Annotated in this window: 18 protein-coding genes and 2 tRNA genes; 19 read left to right on the top strand and 1 reads right to left on the bottom strand. The window is 46.3% G+C overall.

Annotated elements, in window-relative coordinates:
• Positions 1-4: 4 nt before the first annotated feature.
• From GT589_RS07915 to GT589_RS07905, 3 genes are all read left to right on the top strand, one after another.
• Positions 5-2,686 (top strand): cation-translocating P-type ATPase, encoded by a 2,682-nt coding sequence (locus GT589_RS07915; protein WP_330582888.1) that lies wholly within the window; start codon positions 5-7, stop codon positions 2,684-2,686.
• A 22-nt stretch (positions 2,687-2,708) separates the two neighbouring features.
• Positions 2,709-3,515, top strand: coding sequence for an EcsC family protein (locus GT589_RS07910; protein WP_293398132.1), 807 nt, complete (start codon positions 2,709-2,711; stop codon positions 3,513-3,515).
• A gap of 250 nt (positions 3,516-3,765) precedes the next feature.
• A complete protein-coding gene (locus GT589_RS07905; RefSeq protein WP_293398131.1) occupies positions 3,766-4,146 on the top strand; it encodes a toxin-antitoxin system HicB family antitoxin in 381 nt (126 codons plus the stop codon).
• 107 nt (positions 4,147-4,253) lie between these two features.
• Here the strand turns inward: GT589_RS07905 and GT589_RS07900 are convergent.
• Positions 4,254-4,340 (bottom strand) — tRNA-Leu (locus GT589_RS07900).
• Positions 4,341-4,502: 162 nt separating this feature from the next.
• On the opposite strand from GT589_RS07900, the gene GT589_RS07895 reads away from it, so the two are divergent.
• From GT589_RS07895 to radC, 16 genes are all read left to right on the top strand, one after another.
• Positions 4,503-5,399, top strand: a complete 897-nt coding sequence (locus tag GT589_RS07895) for a DUF4349 domain-containing protein (protein ID WP_293398130.1) — start codon at positions 4,503-4,505, stop codon at positions 5,397-5,399.
• A complete protein-coding gene (locus GT589_RS07890; protein ID WP_293398129.1) occupies positions 5,396-6,094 on the top strand; it encodes an SIMPL domain-containing protein in 699 nt (232 codons plus the stop codon). The genes GT589_RS07895 and GT589_RS07890 overlap by 4 nt, the downstream gene beginning before the upstream one ends.
• Before the next feature lie 167 nt (positions 6,095-6,261).
• On the top strand, positions 6,262-8,913 hold the full coding sequence (polA, locus tag GT589_RS07885; RefSeq protein WP_293398128.1) for a DNA polymerase I: 2,652 nt from the start codon (positions 6,262-6,264) through the stop codon (positions 8,911-8,913).
• A 16-nt stretch (positions 8,914-8,929) separates the two neighbouring features.
• Positions 8,930-9,532, top strand: coding sequence for a dephospho-CoA kinase (gene coaE, locus GT589_RS07880; RefSeq protein ID WP_293398127.1), 603 nt, complete (start codon positions 8,930-8,932; stop codon positions 9,530-9,532).
• Positions 9,529-10,080, top strand: a complete 552-nt coding sequence (locus GT589_RS07875; protein ID WP_293398126.1) for a lytic transglycosylase domain-containing protein — start codon at positions 9,529-9,531, stop codon at positions 10,078-10,080. The genes coaE and GT589_RS07875 overlap by 4 nt, the downstream gene beginning before the upstream one ends.
• Positions 10,081-10,084: 4 nt before the next feature.
• Positions 10,085-11,629, top strand: coding sequence for an ABC transporter substrate-binding protein (locus tag GT589_RS07870; protein ID WP_293398125.1), 1,545 nt, complete (start codon positions 10,085-10,087; stop codon positions 11,627-11,629).
• A 107-nt stretch (positions 11,630-11,736) separates the two neighbouring features.
• Positions 11,737-11,823, top strand: a tRNA-Leu gene (locus GT589_RS07865).
• 22 nt (positions 11,824-11,845) lie between these two features.
• Positions 11,846-12,727, top strand: coding sequence for a C40 family peptidase (locus tag GT589_RS07860; RefSeq protein WP_293398124.1), 882 nt, complete (start codon positions 11,846-11,848; stop codon positions 12,725-12,727).
• Positions 12,728-13,154: 427 nt separating this feature from the next.
• Positions 13,155-14,480: an electron transport complex subunit RsxC gene (rsxC, locus tag GT589_RS07855; protein ID WP_293398123.1), complete on the top strand. Its 1,326-nt coding sequence runs from the start codon at positions 13,155-13,157 to the stop codon at positions 14,478-14,480.
• Positions 14,481-14,499: 19 nt separating this feature from the next.
• Positions 14,500-15,447 carry an RnfABCDGE type electron transport complex subunit D gene (locus tag GT589_RS07850; protein WP_293398122.1) on the top strand — a complete coding sequence of 316 codons (948 nt, stop codon included), beginning with the start codon at positions 14,500-14,502 and terminating at the stop codon, positions 15,445-15,447.
• Entirely contained in the window at positions 15,447-16,004 is a 558-nt protein-coding gene (locus tag GT589_RS07845; RefSeq protein ID WP_293398121.1) for an RnfABCDGE type electron transport complex subunit G, read from the top strand. Before GT589_RS07850 ends, GT589_RS07845 begins: the two co-directional genes overlap by 1 nt.
• A gap of 14 nt (positions 16,005-16,018) precedes the next feature.
• Complete coding sequence (gene rsxE, locus GT589_RS07840) at positions 16,019-16,609, top strand: electron transport complex subunit RsxE (protein ID WP_293398120.1); 591 nt, start codon at positions 16,019-16,021, stop codon at positions 16,607-16,609.
• Between the two features lie 22 nt (positions 16,610-16,631).
• Positions 16,632-17,201, top strand: a complete 570-nt coding sequence (gene rsxA / locus GT589_RS07835; protein ID WP_293398119.1) for an electron transport complex subunit RsxA — start codon at positions 16,632-16,634, stop codon at positions 17,199-17,201.
• A gap of 12 nt (positions 17,202-17,213) precedes the next feature.
• Positions 17,214-18,074, top strand: coding sequence for an RnfABCDGE type electron transport complex subunit B (locus GT589_RS07830; protein ID WP_293398118.1), 861 nt, complete (start codon positions 17,214-17,216; stop codon positions 18,072-18,074).
• A gap of 14 nt (positions 18,075-18,088) precedes the next feature.
• The gene (locus tag GT589_RS07825) at positions 18,089-18,685 is read left to right on the top strand and encodes a Maf family protein (RefSeq protein WP_293398117.1); all 597 of its coding nucleotides are present in this window, start codon (positions 18,089-18,091) and stop codon (positions 18,683-18,685) included.
• Positions 18,686-18,875: 190 nt separating this feature from the next.
• A complete protein-coding gene (gene radC, locus GT589_RS07820; protein ID WP_293398259.1) occupies positions 18,876-19,538 on the top strand; it encodes a RadC family protein in 663 nt (220 codons plus the stop codon).

The following is a 19,538-nucleotide window of genomic DNA, read 5'->3' as shown; positions in this document are numbered from 1 at the left end:
CTGCATGAAGGGAAGTGAGGACAGAATGTGGTATTCCAAATCTAAGGCGGAGGTGCTTGAAGCATTTAGTGTGAGCAAGCAGGAGGGACTTTCTGCGGAGGAATCCAAAGTAAGGCTTGAAAAATACGGAAGAAACGAACTTAAGGCGAAGCCCAAAAAGAGCGTTGCAAGGATGTTTTTTGAGCAGTTACACGACATGCTCATATACGTACTGCTTGGCGCCGCGGTTATAACAATAGCCATTGGCGAGCATATCGACGCAGCCATAATACTTTCAGTTGTAGTGCTAAACGCGGTAATCGGCGTGATTCAGGAGTTCAAGGCTGAGAAGGCTATAGAGGCTCTTCAGAAAATGGCTGCTCCCAGGGCCCTGGTGAGGAGGGGCGGAGAAACAAGCGAGATTGACTCTGCTCTTGTGGTGCCGGGAGACATAGTACTCCTTGATGCGGGGAGATTCGTCCCGGCTGACATGAGGCTGCTTGAGACTGTAAACCTGCAGATAGAGGAGTCTGCCCTTACGGGCGAGTCTGTGCCGGATGACAAACGTGCCGAAGAAATATATACGGATCCGAAAACGCCCTTGGGCGACAGGACAAACATGGCCTACATGTCTACACTTGTCACATATGGCAGAGGTGAAGGTGTTGTCGTGGCAACTGCCATGGAGACGGAAATCGGCAAGATTGCCAGCATACTCGATGAAGACATTCAGGAGATGACCCCTCTTCAGCAAAGGCTTGCAGAGTTTGGCAGGGTTGTAGGATTTATGGCGATGGGCATATGCGGACTTATATTCGCAATTTCAGCATTTCAAAAAAGGGACCTCTTTGAGATGTTTCTTACGGCGATAAGCCTTGCCGTAGCAGCCATACCCGAGGGGCTTCCGGCAATAGTGGCCATAGTGCTGGCACTTGGCGTGACGAGGATGTCCAGAAAAAATGCCATAGTAAAAAAGCTGCCCGCGGTAGAAACTCTGGGCTCTGTGAACATAATATGCTCAGACAAGACGGGGACGCTCACGCAAAACAAGATGGCCGTATCAAAGCTGTTTACTCTGGGAGGCTCCAGAGATGTGCCTGCGGAGGGAGAAAATCTAGAGGCATCTGGAGACGAAATCGAGCTGATGAAGACACTTGTGCTGTGCTCAGACGCCACCTATGAAAACGGCGAGAGCACTGGGGATCCAACCGAGGTAGCCCTTGTGATTCTTGGAGAAAGGCACGGCATAGGACGAAAGCAACTTCACTCTGCTCACAAAAGAATGGGAGAAAAGCCCTTTGACTCTTCCAGGAAGCTTATGTCGACACTCAACGAGGAGACGGTTGGCTACAGAGTAAACACAAAGGGCGCAATAGACAACATACTCAAGATATCGGATTACGCCTTTGTTGGAGGGAAGGTGATTCCCTTGACGGAAGAACTAAAGGCAGAATATCTCAAGGCTGCCGAAGAGATGTCGGACATGGCTCTTAGGGTGCTTGGAGCCGCATACAAGTATGTTGAAGCTCCAATTGGCGAAGCCGATATGGAGGTCGGTCTTGTTGTCCTTGGAATGGTGGGCATGGAAGATCCTCCAAGGCTCGAGGTAAAGGCCTCAATAGCCAAAGCCAAGGGGGCAGGAATAAGCCCTGTGATGATAACAGGAGATCACAGGAACACGGCCGTGGCCATTGCAAAAGAGCTTGGGATTGCGGATTCCATTGAGCAGAGCATAACCGGAGCCGAGATAGACGAACTCTCAGACGAGGAATTCTCAGAAAAAATAAGCGGCTACAGGGTTTTTGCAAGGGTCTCGCCAGAGCACAAGGTGAGGATTGTAAATGCCTACAGGGCCAAAGGGAATATCGTTTCAATGACTGGGGACGGCGTCAATGACGCACCGTCGCTAAAATGCGCCGACATAGGCGTGGCAATGGGCATAACAGGCACGGACGTTTCAAAAGGCGCCAGCGACATGATTCTCACTGATGACAACTTCACGACAATCGTGCATGCAATAGAGGAAGGCAGGAACATATACAGCAACATAAGGCGTTCAGTCATATTCCTCCTCTCGTGCAACCTTGGGGAGGTCATAGTGGTTGTAGCATCCGTCATGTTCCTGTGGCCTGTGCCCCTCCTGCCAACGCAGATACTGTGGATCAACCTCATAACAGACACTTTTCCGGCCATAGCCCTGGGGATTGAGCCGGGAGACAGGGATGTCATGAAAAAGAAGCCAAGGGATCCTAATGAGAGTTTCTTTGCAGGAGGGCGCGGATTCAGGGCTGTGCTTGGCGGGGCGCTCATAGGGCTGCTTACGCTGGTTGCCTTTTATTTTGGTCTTGCGGAGTATGGCTACAGCCTTGGCTCAAGAGGGATATCCGAATATGCCTTGACATACGCAAGGACTATGGCGTTTGTGGTGCTTGCGGCTTCCCAGCTTTTCTATTCCCTGACTATGCGCAGCTCGACAAAATCGATACTTGAAATAGGACCATTTTCAAACAGATTTCTCATAGGTGCCATAGGCCTGGGATTGGCACTGCAGTTTGCTGTTGTATCAATACCCTTCATGACCAGTGCCTTCAAGGTGCAGATGCTTTCGCAGCGTGACTGGGTAATTGTACTCTTGCTTTCGATAACGCCGTTTGCTGCTAACGAAATCATCAAGCTTTTCATGAGAATAGGCAGGAAGGGACTATAAATGTAGAGGAGCGTTATGGCACATGGAACCTCGATTAATAAAAAAAGAACTTGAGCGTCTGGCAAAGAAAGAAAAGAAACTGATTGACAGGGATGAGAACAAATTGCTTGAAGCAAGCCTGACTCCCGTGAGAGAGGCTATAGAGCAGAAGATGCCAGAAAAGATTAAGAGTTCATTAGACATGGCCTTCTTCAAGGGTTTTGAGCTAGTTTTTGAAAAGGGAAGCGAGTATATTGAAAAAACCTATAACAGGAACAAAAAAATATCGCACTATGACAAAAACGATGCCGAATTGGAGAGAGATAAGGTAAAAAAATCAGGCAGGCGCCACATAAAAAATCTCGATAAGCAGGCTAATGTGTCGAAGCTGACGAACTCGTCAATTTCGGCGGCAGAAGGGGCGGTTTTGGGACTGTTGGGCATAGGAGTGCCTGACATACCGCTGTTCATAGCTGTGATTATGAAAACAATACATGAAATTGCCCTGAGCTATGGATTCGATTACAAAACAGATGGCGAGAAGGTTTACGTTCTTCTTTTAATCTGCGCAGCCGTTTCAAGGGGAGACTTAAAAAAAGAATATAACAACCAGATAGAGCTGCTGGAAATAAAGATTGAAGAGGATGCCGGTGCGGATATTGATTTGCAGGAGCAGATGAAAACTGCTGCCGGCGCTTTATCGGGAGCCATTTTGGTTGCGAAGTTCATTCAGGGAATCCCAATAATAGGCATTGTCGGAAGCGCGGTCAATTACTCTTTGGTCAGAAGAATAGGCGAGTTTGCGGCCATTAAATACAAAAAACGCTACCTGAGGCGAAAAAATAGATAAAATAAAAAAATCAAGGCCTCAAAAGACCTTGATTCTAGTGGTGCCAAAGGCGGGGGTCGAACTCGCACGAGTGTTACCTCAATACCTACATTTAAAAATTCAGAACAACACTAAGAACAACATTGACACCACATGTAGTGTCGCGATAAAATATAGATGTAAGGTTGAAAGGGGCGTGGTAGTATTTCTAAAAAGGAAAAGCTCTTAGCTAAAATCAAAAATAATCCCAGCGGGAAGGGAGTTGATATAGATGGTCATAAAAAAATTGGAGTATTATTTTGACGCGAAGTATCCGTACAAAATAGAGGTGCTGTCGGAAGAAGAAGGCGGCGGACTCTTAATAACCTACCCTGATTTACCAGGCTGCATGAGTGATGGAGATACACTGGAAGAAGTCCTGCAGATGGGTGAAGATGCAAGAAAAGCTTGGATTGAGACAAAGTTCGAGAAGGGCGAGGAAATCCCAGAGCCTTTTTCAGCAGACGAACATTACAGCGGAAGGATAACTTTACGGACGCCTAAAAGCTTGCACAGACTATTAGCCGAAAAAGCTCAAAAAGAAGGTATTAGCTTAAATCAATATCTGATTTATCTCCTAAGCCTTGAAGCGAATAAAGATCATAAAATTTAAGATAGCCGGGGAGACCCGGCTTTTTCTTATGTTTGCAAAATGTTTGCAAAGCCGTAATTTAAGGGTATAAATAAAAAAATCAAGGCCTCAAAAGACCTTGATTCTACTGGTGCCGAAGGCGGGGGTCGAACCCGCACGAGTGTTACCTCTCCGGATTTTGAGTCCGGCGCGTCTGCCAATTCCACCACTTCGGCATGTCTGCGGCTAACTTGCCACAACAATTATAATAATACAAAACGTCATGTATTTCAATGTTTTTTTACATTAGCCGGAACTTTTTTGATGAAAGACTTGTCAGAAAGAGTATAAAGACCCTATAGAGATTTTTTTAATAATAAAAAAAGGGGGTGGAGCAAGTGTCCAGTGAGCAGCCGGAAAAACGCAAGGGCAGGATGAGGGACTTAGCCGAAAGTCTGGCAAAGAAGGTCGGAGACCTCTGGATTTTTGCAGCAGCACTGGCATTAATCCTCATAGTTGCAGCGGCGCTCAACGCAGGAGGCCTGCTGGGGCAAAGAAGCCAGATCGACAGTAGTATGGGAGGCTCAAATGAAACTGCTTCACCGGGCATGGCGCAGCAGGACAAAGGGGAATCGCAGGAGGCATCATTACCTGGAGCCTCATCTGATCTGCAGAGCGTCAAGGTTGTAAAAAACGCCTATATGAGCATAAAGACGGAAGATGTCGAGGAGACACTTGCCAAGGCCGTGTTCTATGCGCGCAGTAAAAATGGATACGTCGAAAATTCGCAGTACTTCAAGAATACGAGTGAAGCGTACGCCAGCTTTAGGATACCATCAGGAGAGCTTGACTCTGCCTTGGCATACTTTGAAAAGCTGGGCAGGCTAGAGGAAAAATCCCTGAGCGAGGCTGACATAAGCAGGCAGTACAGGGACCTGGCAGCCAGGATTGACAATCTCAAGGCCGAGGAGCAGCAGCTGCGCATGCTCTTTGAGAAGGCCACCCAGGTAAGCGATATGCTGGAGATTGAAAGGGAGCTTTTCAGAATAAGACAGGAGATAGAATTGAACACCTCTTATCTGCAGGGCTATGACAGGGACGTTGCCTATTCCATGGTGAGCCTTAGGATATACTCTGAAAAGGACAGGATGTGGGACTACCTTGTTGAGAAGTTTAAAAGTGCGTTTGAAGGCTCGCTTTACCTGCTGATTCTCACCTTGGCGTATGTGCCTTATGTAGCACTTGCTTACATTGTTTATGTAATAATTAGAAAAATAAGGAGGAGAAAACAATGAAGAGAATTTTAGTAACTGCAATTATGGCGATATTCATGATGAGCAGCTTCACATTTGCTCAGGAGGCAGCCAGCCCGAGGACAATTGGCGTCACAGGCGAGGGCGAGGTAAGCGTGGTTCCAAACCAGGCTGTCATAACCTTCAGCGTGGATACTGTGAACATGGATGCAAGAAAGGCAGTAGACGAGAACAATGCGATAGTCAACAAATTCAAGGCGGACATTATTAAGCTTGGAGTTAAGGAGTCAAACATAAAGACTGCGTCATACAATTTCTTCAAGGATTATGACTACGATTCACAAACCAACAAGCAGATTTTCAAGGGCTACAGGCTTGTGAACGCATTTGAAGTTAAAGTTGAGAACATACAGATGGTGGGCGATGTGCTCAACAAGGCCGTTGAAGACGGCATAACAGGTATGAGTAATGTTGCCTTCTCAGTGCTCGAAAAGGATAAATATTATGCGGAGGCTCTAAAAAAAGCAGTTGCCAATGGCAAAGCCAAGGCTGATGCCATAGCCCAGGGGATGGGAGTAACAGTAAAAGAGCCTCTGAGGGTCACCGAGGTCAGCGCAAGCTATCCTGGGCCGTATCCCGTGGTGAAGCTTGAAAGTTCAATGGCAGATGCAGGTGCTGCTATATCGCGGGGAGAGCTCACGATAAAAGCGATTGTTTCGCTCGAGTATGCATATTAGCAGATGTGGTTGTAATCTCAAACGGGAATAACATTTTTTTGTACACAGAAAGTGCAAGTTCTTAATCTTGAAAATAGATTAAGAACTTGCACTTGTTTTGTTATATAATAGAATCGAGCTTTTACGTGCTGAAGTTGTTAAATACAGAAATATCGGGAGCTGATAATATGAGCAAAAGACTTGTTATAATAGATGGAAACAGCCTTGTGAATAGGGCTTTCTATGCCTTGCCGGAGCTTATGACTAAGGACGGGCGCCACACAAATGCAATATACGGATTCACAACAATGCTCTTCAAGCTGCTTGAAAATTACGCGCCTACGCATATAAGCGTCGCATTCGACCTTAAGGCGCCGACGTTCAGGCATACGGAGTACGGCGACTACAAGGCGCACAGGAAGGGCATGCCAAATGAGCTCAGGGAGCAGATGGAGCCTCTTAAGCGCCTGATAGATGCCATGAAGATTCACAGGCTGGAGCTTGAAGGTTTCGAGGCGGACGACATAATAGGCACGGTTTCCAAGGAGGCTGAGGCTGAGGGTTTTGAAGTTCTCATAGTTACGGGAGACAAGGATGCGCTACAGCTTACATCCGACAAGATAAGGGTGCTCATAACCAAAAAGGGAATTTCAGAGCTTGAGGAGTATGACGCAGACAGGATAATTGCAGATTACGGCCTTGCGCCGCTGCAGTTGATTGACCTCAAGGGCCTTATGGGAGACAAATCCGACAACATTCCAGGAGTACCGGGAATAGGCGAAAAGACGGGAATAAAGCTAGTTAAGGAATTCGGCAGCCTTGAAAATCTTCTGAACAACCTTGAAGAAGTGAAGGGAAGCGTAAGGCAAAAAATTGAGGAAAATGCCCAGCTGGCAGTTGTCAGCAAGAGACTGGCGACAATAGTTACGCACATGCCTATCGAAATAGAGTTTGACTCTTTGCTGCTTGAGGATTTTGATTTCAAAGAGGTATCCAGTATGTTTACGGACTTTGAGTTTACAAGCCTGATAAAAAAGCTCGGAGCCGGCCATCGTACAGAGCAGCCGGAAAATGAGATCAAGTCTGTGAATCTAAAGCTGAATGCAGACAGCCTGCCTGCTCTTTTAGAGCAGATAAACAGCCAGGGACACATGTATTTTAAGTGCATATCAAAAAAAGGCAACATAATCGACAGAAACATTGTGATGCTGTCACTCACAGCTGACGGTTCGAATATATACCATACGGGAGACGAGGCGCTTATAGAAAGGCTGGGCGAATTGCTTGAATCGGAGGCTGTGAAAAAATCAGGATACAACCTCAAGGAAGAGTATGTAGCGCTTAGGCCTTACGGCATAAGCCTAAAAGGCATGGCGTTTGACGTGGCGGTTGCAGAGTACCTTATAGACTCAGCCGGCTCGAACTACTCGCATGAAAGCATAGCGAGCAAATACCTGAGCGGGACGCTTAGATCGCAGGAGGAGCTTCTCGGCAAGGGCAAGACTTTAAGGGGCGCTGAGATTGTCGAGGAATCAGAGCTTAGGGAGTATTTAGGCGGCATACTCAGCATGTGCGCCCAGGTAAAGCCGCTTCAGGAGAAGAAGATAGCGGAATGCGGCATGGAGAGATTGCTCTACGAGGTAGAAATGCCTCTAGTTGAGGTTCTTGGCAGCATGGAATACGAGGGCATTCTTGTGGACCAGAATATACTCGTGCAGCTCAGGGAGGAGTTTTCGCTTACTATAGCAAAGCTGGAGGAGGACATACACAGGTTTGCGGGTGAGGAGTTCAACATAAATTCGCCAAAGCAGCTTGGAGTGATACTCTTTGAAAAGCTTAATTTGCCGGTTGTTAAAAAGACAAAGACAGGATATTCCACCGATGCGCAGGTGCTGGAAAAGCTCAGCGGCATGCACGATATAATAGACCTTATAACCGAGTACAGGCAGCTTGTGAAGCTAAAGTCAACATATGTGGACGGTCTTTTGGGCATTGTAAACGAGAAGACGGGAAGGGTCCATTCAACATTCAACCAGACTATTACGACAACCGGAAGGATATCCTCCACAGAGCCGAACATGCAAAACATTCCAGTTCGACTCGAGGTCGGAAGGAAGCTAAGGCGCGTGTTCGTGGCCAAGGAGGGCTGCCTGTTTGCGGATGCGGACTACTCGCAGATAGAACTCAGGATAATGGCCCACATATGCGACGACGAAAAGCTTAAGGATGCCTTCATGAAGGGCCAGGACGTGCATACCAGGACTGCATCGGAGGTCTTCGGCGTACCTATAGAAGCGGTTGACAAGGCAATGAGGAATGCGGCCAAGGCCGTAAACTTCGGCATAATATACGGGATAAGCGATTTCGGACTCTCCAAGAACCTTAATATCCCTGTGAAGGAAGCCAAGATGTATATAGACAGCTATCTGAGCAGGTACAGCGGAGTCAAGCAGTACATGGAGAGCATTGTCGAATATGCCCTTGAGCATGGCTACGTGAGCACTCTCCTCAACAGAAGAAGGTACATTCCCGAGGTGAAATCAAACAACGCCATAATAAAAAATCTCGGCAAAAGGCTGGCCATGAACACGCCGATACAGGGAAGTGCGGCAGACGTAATAAAGATTGCCATGGTAAACGTGTTCAGAAGGCTCAAATCAGAGGGGCTCAAATCGAAACTCATACTCCAGGTGCATGACGAACTCATAGTCGAAGCCTATGCAGCTGAGCAGACAAAGGTTGAAGCTATACTCAGGGAAGAAATGGAGAATGCAATGAAGCTCAGCGTGCCTCTTGACGTGGATCTCAGCTGCGGCAAGTCATGGTACGATACAAAATAACTTGAAGGTGCTTGATATGACAATTATAGGACTAACCGGCTCTATGGGGACGGGAAAGACAACTGTGTCTGACATTTTCAAAAGAAGAGGAATAAAGGTTATAGATGCAGATGAGATTTCGAGGGAGATTACCAGAAGGGGCAGCCCCATGCTTGGGGTGCTTGCTGAAAGGTTCGGCTCCGAAATAATAAAAAGTGATGGCAGCCTTGATCGCAAGAAGCTGGCATCCATTGTGTTCGCCAGCAACGAAAAGCTGTGCGAGTTGAATGACATAATGCACCCTAGAATAATTAACGACATTAAGGAGCGCATTGCAGAGTTTGACAAGGCAGGAGAGAAGCTGCTTGTGCTCGATGCGCCGCTTCTCCTTGAAACCGGCCTCGACAAGTTGGTAGACCTGGTGCTGCTTGTGACTTGTGACAGCAATGTGCAGATAGAGAGAATAATGGAAAGAGACGATATGACCAGGACGGAGGCCGAATCTAGGCTGGCACATCAGATGTGCCAGGAAGACAAGAAAAGACTCGCTGATTTCATTTTGGATAATTCAGGGACTGTTGATGAGCTTGAGGCCAAGGTGGATGATTTTCTGGAGGGTTTGGAGGTATGTAGTAGTTGAAGCCGCGAAGTAGAAGAATATGCACCATGATTTTGGCAATAACAATCATTTTGTCCGTATTTGCACTAAATTCAAACAACTTGGGAAAGCTAGCGTACCCGGAGCATTACGAAGAACAGGTCTACAGATATGCCGGAGAGTATGGGGTCGACCCCCTGCTTGTGTTCGCCATAATAAGGGCTGAAAGCAAATTTTTCCCGTATGCAAACTCTACAAGCGGGGCAAAGGGACTCATGCAGATAATGGACATAACATTCGAGCATGCCAGGAGTGAGGTCGAGTTTTCGGAAGGCTCTATTTATGAGCCTGATGTGAATGTTAAAGCTGGCTGCTGGTATATAAGCAAGCTAAGCGAGGAGTTTTCAGATGAAAGGCTCGTCATTGCCGCCTACAATGCAGGACCGGCCAACGTAAAAAAATGGCTGTCGGATTCTTCATACAGCAACGGGGAGGGCGGACTGGACTCAATACCTTATCCTGAGACAAGCGCGTACGTTGAAAGGGTTATGGAGAATTATAACAAGTATAAAAAAATATACAAAAGGTGATCCAATGAAAAAAATATTTCTTGTAATAATGATAGGATTGGCCTGCATGCTTTCTGCAGCCTGTCAGCAGGAGGATGCCTCCGGCGAGGCGGAAGGCAAAATCGGAAGCCCTGCTGCGGCCGCAGGCGGAAGCGAGCTTAATATTTCGGTGACTTCTTTCAGTAACATAAATCCTCTGCTGACACAGAATGAATCGGTTAGCCAGGCTCTAAATCTTGTGTACGAGGGTCTTTTTGAAATTGACTCGAGCGGGGAAGTGCAGGCCGTCTTAGCGGACAGCTACAGCTGGGAGGTGAGCAGGAGTGCGGTGACTATAACTCTCAAAAGCGGCGTCAAGTGGCATGACGGCAGGGAGCTTACTGCGGAAGATGTCAAGTTTACAATCGACCTTATAAAAACCATGCCCGAGAGCCCGTACTATATTTTTGCATCAAGTATAAAATCAGTGCAGGAAAAGGGCAGTGGCACTGTGCTGATCGAATTCGCGGCGCCGGGAGCTTCGCAGGTCGAAAAACTTGTTTTTCCAATCGTTCCAAAGCATAAGCTTCTTAAACTTTCTAAGGAGCAGCTTTTGCTGGACAAAAATAACATGATAGGCTGCGGCAAATATGAAATTTCTGAGTTTAATAAAAGAAAACTGATAAAGCTCAAGAGCTTTGAAGGCTATTATGGCAAGAGGCCGTCCATCGAGGGGATAAACATATTGATAGTCCCAGATATTCAGGCCCAGAAAGAGTATTTCCAGTCTCAGGAGATTGATTTCTACAATGATGAGCAGTACTATGACAAAAAGTACGGCAAGCTGGGAATCAAGGTATATGACTATTTCAACTACAGCTTTGACATTCTGGCCTTCAATCTGGGCAAAGGCAGTTTTGCAGATATGGCCTTCAGAAAAGCGCTGGCAAGCGCCATAGACAGGGAAAAGATTGCCGGGGAAGCATATATGGGCTATGCCGATGTCGCGGACTTGCCGATTATCCCCAAAAGCGGCAGCAAGGATAAAAAGTCAAATGCGTATAAGCATAATCCGGAAAGCGCTAAGGCGTATTTCAAAAAAAATCCTGACAAAAAAACACCTTTGAGACTGCTTGTAAACAGCGAAAATGAGCAGAGGGTTAAAGCGGCATCTGTTATTAAAAAAAATCTGACGGATGCAGGAGTGGAAATAGAGGTTGTTGAAAAGCCTTGGGATGAGTACAGCCAGGATTTGAAATCGGGCAATTATGACATGGCTCTTGCAGGCTACAAGCTTCCGGCAGCGGGACAGCTTGGCTATGTGCTGGGTACTCAGGGCGGCGGTAATTTTATGGGATTTTCTGATCCGGGTGTAGATATGCTAATCGCCGGGATTGAAAGCAGTGTCACAGGAACTGAAAAAGCCGAAAAAGTAAGCAAGTTGCAAAGCGCATACAACAGCAAGATGCCTTATCTTGGGCTTGTCATGAAAAAGAGCAGCGCAGTAGTGAACTCCAGGATTTCGGGGGCTTTCAAGCCAAGCAAATACAACATTTATATGGGCATTGAAGATGTTGCTGTAGAGAAATAATAAAAAAATGTTGACATAGAGCCTGTAAGTATTTATAATAAATATTGTTGGCGGGCACAAAGCCGCTGCAGGCTCTAGGTTTTGAGCTTCTTAAAAATTGAATATGTGCGAGCGTGGCGGAATTGGCAGACGCGCAGGCTTGAGGGGTCTGTTTTCGTAGGAAAGTAAGGGTTCGACCCCCTTCGCTCGCACCACTAATTTAAAGGGAGGCTACAAATGATTAAAAAAGTTGGGGCCTTTTTTGCTATCTTGATAGCCCTGGGTTTGGGCAGCTCCAGCGTTTTTGCACAGCCATTCAGTATCGGAAAGGTACAAGCCACTTCTCTTAACGTCAGAAAAGAAGCATCAACCACATCTACTATAATCTCTAAACTCTACAATGAAAATGAAGTTCTAATAATTTCAAATGTTCAGGATTGGTATAAAATAAGACTTACTGACGGTAATGAAGGCTGGATAAGCAGTGCCTATGCTGGGATAGTTAAGGAAGGCATAGACGGTTACGTCAATGCAGACAGTGTGAATTTGAGGCAGGAAGCAAGCACTCAAAGCAGCGTAGTTGCCAAGTTGAGCAAGGGAGCTCAGCTGAATGTAATCGAGAAAACAGGCGACTGGTACAGAGTTACATATGATGGAAAAACAGCGTACATATACTCGATTTATGCAAATGTGCCTATGCTGAGTACGCAAACGCAGCAGACAGCAGTTGTTTCGAGAGGAGAGGGAAGAAGCGGAATCTCAAACTACGCGCTCAATCTTCTTGGAAGCAAATATGTATGGGGAGCCATGGGACCAAGCACTTTTGACTGTTCAGGCTTCACAAGATATGTATACAAGGGTGCAGCTGGGACAGAGCTGCCGCATAACTCTACGGCTCAGAGCAAGCTTGGGACTACTGTAGAAAAGTCAAGTCTTGCAGCGGGTGATCTTGTGTTTTTCACTACAGACCGAAGCGGCAATGTCAATCATACCGGAATATATGCAGGTAACGGCAAATTCGTGCATGCATCCTCGGCACAGGGAAAAGTAATAGTTTCAGATCTAAACAGCGGATTTTACAGCGAAACTTACAAATGGGCAAAGAGAATAGTAAACTAAAAAAACTATACATAGAATCTTGGCACCAGGGTAATACCTGGTGTTTTTTTATTTCCAAGAAACAGCGGAAGCAAGCTGGAAAGTCAGATTGTTAAAAAAAGTCCACAATATACTGAATACAATAGACTGTTTTTGTTTTTTTTGCATGCAAACCTTCAAGAAAATACATATTTTTCAGCCTTATCATGAAAATGCATTTTTTCGGGACAAAAAAAACATTGAAATATGAAAACGATATCCTGGCGAACATAAAAAATAAATTTTAATGCTTAAATAAAATAATTTGATTAGGTACACACCTAAACGTTAATAAATTAATTAAGAATAAAGCTACATGTCCTTTGTGTTATACTTTAAAGAAAATTGGGAAGAAACAGTAACCTACATAAATTGTTGTTTTGAGATTTTTCACAAGGAGGATAAAAGTATGCAGCTTTTTACATTCAAGGGAGGAATACATCCGCCGCATAGAAAAAAGCAGACTGAGAATATGCCGGCTACAAAGGCCAAGCCTCCAGGTGTCGTGTATATTCCTTTGCTGCAGCACATAGGGGCTCCCTGCGTGCCTGTCGTAAGCAAGGGTGAGTATGTAAAGGTAGGGCAAAAAATCGGCGAGGCACAGGGCTTCGTGTCGATACCTGTACATTCATCAGTGTCGGGAACTGTACAAGCGCTCAAGGAGATGCCGCTCCAGGGCGGTACAAAGGTGCTTTGTGTTGTAATCGAGAATGACTTCAAGGACGAACTCCACGAGAGCGTGACTCCCAAGGGAGACCTGTCTGAGCTATCGCCCGAAGAGATTATACAGATGATCAAGGAAGCGGGAATTGCGGGCATGGGAGGAGCGGCATTCCCCACGCATGTGAAGCTTTCGCCTCCGAGCGAGAAGAACGTCGACACAGTTGTGCTCAACGGCGCTGAATGCGAGCCTTACCTTACTGCAGACCACAGGCTCATGCTCGAAACGCCTGAAGATGTTATTGACGGAGCCCGGGCTATAATGAAGGCGCTTGGAATAAGCAGGGCGTATATAGGTATAGAGGATAACAAAAAAGATGTCATAAACGGCATGCAAAACGAAATAAAGGACGGCGAGGACATAAACGTAGTGCTGCTAAAGACAAAATATCCCCAGGGTGCTGAAAAGCAGCTTATTTATGCATGTACGGGCAGGATGGTTCCGTCGGGAGGATTGCCAATGGATGCCGGGGTTGTGGTTAACAACGTTGCCACAGCAGCACAAATTGCCAGAACCATAAAAACCGGAATGCCTTCGATTGAGAGAATAACTACAGTTACAGGGGGGGCGATAAACAGCCCGCATAATCTGATAGTTAAAATAGGCACGCTCTACAGCGATTTGATTGATGAGTGCGGAGGATTTAAGGAAGAGCCGGCCAAGGTGATATCTGGAGGTCCTATGATGGGCCTTGCGCAAAGCAGCGTCCAGATACCTGTGACAAAGGGGACATCGGGTATTCTATGTCTTACAAAAGAAGAAGCAAAAAGGCCTGAACCCGAAAACTGCATAAGGTGCGGAAGATGTTTTACGGTATGCCCTGTGAATCTGCAGCCTCTCTACATCAGCGCCTATTCCCTCAAGTACGACTATAAAAAGGCGGAGGAGTACAAGGCGATGGATTGCATTGAGTGCGGTTCCTGCTCATTCATATGTCCGTCAAAAAGGCCTCTGCTCGAGTCAATCAGGGTGGCAAAACGTGAAATAGTTGCTAGCAGAAGAAAGCAAAAATAAGTAGCAGGGAGGAAATATTATGGAAAACAAACTGACGATATCATCGTCTCCGCATATTGTTTCTAGCACCACGACATCCCACATAATGAGGGATGTCATAATAGCTCTTATTCCAGCGACGCTGGGAGCTCTGTATTTTTTCAGGATGGGAGCGGTGGTTGTAATAGTACCTGCCATATTGGCGGCAGTAGCTGCTGAGGCGATTTTTCAAAAATTATCGGGAAGAAAGGTTACGGTAGGAGACCTTTCTGCCGTAGTAACCGGACTTCTTCTGGCTCTTCACCTTCCGCCGAATGCTCCGTGGTGGCTTACTGTAGTGGGCTCGTTGTTTGCAATTATAATTGTTAAGCAGCTCTTTGGAGGCATAGGCCACAATTTCATGAATCCGGCGCTAGCAGCCAGAGCAGTTCTTCTGGCTTCATGGCCTGTGCAGATGACATCGTGGGTGAATCCGGGCCCGGACGCTGTTTCAAGTGCTACACCTCTGGGCATACTGAGCGAGCAGGGCAAGGAGGCGGCAATGGCAGCCGCAAGCCTCAAGGACCTTTTCATAGGCAATGTGGGAGGCTGTGTCGGAGAAACATCGGTTGTGCTGCTGCTTATAGGCGGGGCCTATCTGCTTTACAGAGGCGTCATAACATACATAATCCCAGTATACTATATGGGAACTGTGGCAATATTGACGCTGCTGCTTGGAGGCTTTGACATAAGCTACATGCTATTCCACATGTTTGCGGGGGGGCTTGTAATTGGAGCTGTATTTATGGCCACTGACTATTCAACTTCTCCAGTAACTCCCAAAGGCCAGATAATATACGCCGTAGGCTGCGGAGTGCTGACTACTGTCATAAGACTTTACGGAGGATATCCGGAAGGCGTTTCGTATTCAATAATACTAATGAACGTAGCCACGCCGCTTATTGAAAGGTATACAACTCCTAAGGTTTTCGGGGAGGTGGCTAAATAATGAAGGAAATGGCAAGACTGGGACTAGTGCTTTTTATTGTAGCGTCAATATCCGCACTTGTACTCAGCTACACAAACCAGGTAACAGAGCCTCTGATTGCTCAAAAAAGTGAAGAGGCAGCCAAAAAATCAAGGCAGACAGTACTGCCCGAGGCCACAGAATTCAAAAAGATTGAGGGCGCAGATTTCGGCTCGGATATAGTAAGTGAGCTTTATGAAGGATACAGCGGCTCTGAATTAAAGGGATATGTTGCAAGAACACTTCCTGTAGGATACTCGGGGCCTGTGGAAGTGATAGTTGGGCTTAACCTGGATGGAAGCATATCAGGCGTCAGCATAGGCAATCACAAAGAAACGCCAGGACTTGGAAGCAAAGCCAGCGGAGAATTCAAGGACCAGTATACGGGTATGAATACAAATGAACCAATAGATGTTATCAAGAGCGGACAGCCTAAGGAAAATGAAGTTGTTGCAATATCGGGAGCAACTATAACATCAAGAGCTGTTACAACGGGAATAAATGAAGCTGCAAAGGCAGTGCTCGAAACGAATAAGTAGCTGGAGGTGGTATCTTGAAACTAGGTAAGATTTTTAAAAATGGTCTTGTGACTGAAAACCCTGTTTTCGGACAGGTGCTTGGAATGTGTCCCACTCTGGCGGTTACTACATCGGCTGAGAATGGTCTTGGCATGGGACTGGCTACTTCAGCCGTGCTTTTATGCTCGAATTTTGCAATATCGCTAATAAGGAAGTTGATACCCTCAAAGGTCAGAATACCGGCGTATGTAGTCGTAATAGCGACTTTTGTAACACTTGTAGGCATGCTCATTAAGGCCTATCTGCCGTCGCTCGATGAGGCGCTGGGGCTTTTCATACCGCTGATAGTCGTCAACTGTCTGATACTTGCGAGGGCTGAGAGTTTCGCTTCAAAGAACAATCCTGTTGTTTCAATGATGGACGGCCTTGCTATGGGCCTTGGCTTTGCGATAGCACTTACTGTACTTGGCTGCATAAGGGAATTGCTTGGAAACGGAACTATATTCGGACATATGATTCTCGGCAGCAGCTATAAGCCGGCTCTAATAATGATACTTCCTCCAGGAGCATTCCTGGCTCTTGGAATACTCCTGGCAGGATTCAAAAAGCTGACTTCTGCAAGGTAGACATACTGAAAGAGGTGAAAGCATGAAAATATTTATAATACTACTCAGCTCTATACTAGTAAATAACTTCGTAATGTCTAGATTCTTGGGCATATGTCCTTTTCTTGGCGTTTCCAAAAAAGTGGAGACCGCACTCGGCATGGGAATGGCCGTTACGTTCGTAATGACGCTGGCTTCACTTATAACGTACTTCGTTCAAAAGCTGCTTATAAAGCTTGACATCGAATTCATGCAGACTATAGCATTCATACTTGTAATCGCATCACTTGTACAGTTTGTTGAGATGGTTATACAGAAGATGAGTCCCACACTCTACCAGGCGCTGGGTGTGTTTCTTCCTCTGATAACTACTAACTGTGCGGTGCTGGGTGTTGCGATATTGAACGTTCAAAGCGGCTATGGGCTTGTTGAGACTGTCATAAACGGCGCAGGTGCAGCCATAGGCTTTACACTTGCAATAGTGCTCTTTGCCGGAATAAGGGAGAGACTCGAAATTTCGGATGTTCCCGCTGCATTCAAAGGATTCCCAATAGCGCTTATAACAGCAGGGCTCATGTCCATTGCCTTTCTGGGATTCATCGGACTAGTATAGGAGGGATTTCATTTGAACGATATATTAAAAACTGTGATTGGTCTGGGTTCGATGGGGCTCTTTTTCGGAGTTGGGCTTGCATACGCTTCCAAGAAGTTTGCTGTCGAGTCCGATCCTAAGATAGAAGCAATAAACAACGCCTTGCCGGGTGCAAACTGCGGAGGCTGCGGATATCCTGGATGCGCCGCTCTGGCACAGGCAATTGCAAACGGAGAGGCTGCCGTGAATGCCTGTCCGGTGGGCGGAAGCGAAACGGCAGGCAATATCGCAGCTATTATGGGAGTCCAGGCTGATGCGATGGAAAAACGCGTGGCGCATGTGATATGCAAGGGTGACTGCAAAAATGCTCATCAGAAAGCTGACTACCAGGGGATACACGACTGCAAGGCGGCTGTCCTTGCGAACAATGGACAAAAGTCTTGCAGCTACGGATGTCTGGGCTTTGGCACATGTAAGAACGTTTGCGACTTTGGAGCCATATCAATTGTAGACGGAATAGCTGTAATAGACAAGGATAAGTGCGTAGCCTGCGGCAAGTGTCTTGAGCAATGCCCCAAGAGTATAATCAAGTGGGTGCCGTACAAGCAGGAAGTAATAGTCGAGTGCAACAGCCATGAATTCGGCAAGGAAGTAAAGGACAAGTGCAAGGTGGGCTGCATTGGCTGCGGGATTTGTCAGAAGGTATGTCCTTTTGATGCTGTGCATGTCATAGACAAGCTGGCCATTATAGACTATGAAAAATGCAAGCAGTGCCATATATGTCCGGTCAAGTGCCCGACAAGCGCAATATCCGGAAATCCTGAAAAAATGGAAAAGGTCAGAAAAGCTCAGGAAAAGAAGAACGCAGCTGCCGAAAAGGCAGATGAGAAATAGCAGCCGGAGGGAATATGAATAGGATAATACTGGCTTCAGCTTCACCCAGAAGAAAAGAGCTTCTGGAGCAGATGGGCCTGAAATTTGACATAGTCGTCGAGGAAGTAGATGAAACACTTGAGAGTGGGAAAGCTCCCTGTGATATTGTAAAGGAGCTGGCGCTTAAAAAGGCTCTCGCTGTTCAAGGTAAAGTGGAAGAGAACTGTGTTGTTATCGGTGCAGATACGGTGGTTGCTTACGGCGGCAGGGTACTTGGCAAGCCGCAGAGCCCCGAGGATGCATATGGAATGCTTTCAAAGCTAAGCGGAAAAAGACATCAGGTATGCACCGGCGTTGCGGTTGTAGGCAGGGGCAAAACCGAGGTATTCTGCGAGGAAACCTTCGTATTCATGAAAAGCATAAGCGATGAGGAAATCAGAGCCTATATTGGCACAGGAGAACCGCATGACAAGGCCGGAGCCTACGGAATACAGGGCATTGGTGCTATTTTTGTGGAGAGGATAGAAGGTGACTACAACAATGTTGTGGGACTGCCTATATCCCGGCTGTACGATACGCTTAAAAAAGAAGGGCTTGGCAATTTCATATGGCAAAATAAAAAAGACATCTAGTAATCTGGGATGTCTTTTTTATTTTGCACAAAAACCAAAATGAGGAAGAAATAGAAGCTATATGGGTATAAGGGTACTTGAGGCCTGCATATAATATTTTCGCAGTACTCTATTATTTTTTTTGAAAATGTTATATAATTCAAAGGAGGAAAACGCCGTGGATACAAAAACCAGTTTGATGATCAATGAAATGGCCGAATGCGAAAGGCCGAGGGAGAAGCTTACCCTCAAAGGACCCGAAAGTCTTACTAATGCAGAGCTTATAGCCATACTGATTCGGACGGGGAGCAAAAATGTCTCAGCACTGGATCTGGCCAAGCGCATAGTGAACATGGACAAAGAGGGTATAAGGAGCCTTTACAACGTAAGCATAGAGGAGCTCAGCAAGGTTAAGGGAGTCGGCAACGCCAAGGCCTGTCAGATTGTAGCGGCTCTCGAGCTGGGCAAGAGACTTTCGAGATCATCAATGGGACACAGGCCCAGGATAACTCACCCTGAAGATATTTCCAGGATATATATGGAAGAGATGCGATATCTCAAGAAGGAAATATTCAAGGTAGTAATGCTCAATACTAAGAATGAAGTCATATGCGATACTGATGTTTCAGTTGGTTCGCTCAACTCGTCAATAGTCCATCCAAGGGAAGTCTTTGTAGAACCCATCAGGAGAAGTGCCAACAGCATAGTATTGATACATAACCACCCTTCAGGAAATCCGGATCCCAGCGCAGAGGACAAGAATATAACCAAGAGGCTTTTAGAATGTTCCAGCCTGATTGGAATCAAGATATTAGACCACATAATACTCGGCGACGGCGTATATTATAGCTTCAAGGAGCATTCACTTATTTAG

Origin of the sequence: Peptoclostridium sp., assembly GCF_009881055.1 — a bacterium.
Taxonomy (GTDB): Bacteria; Bacillota; Clostridia; order Peptostreptococcales; family Peptostreptococcaceae; genus Peptoclostridium_A.
This window is presented reverse-complemented; position numbering and strand designations above follow the sequence as displayed.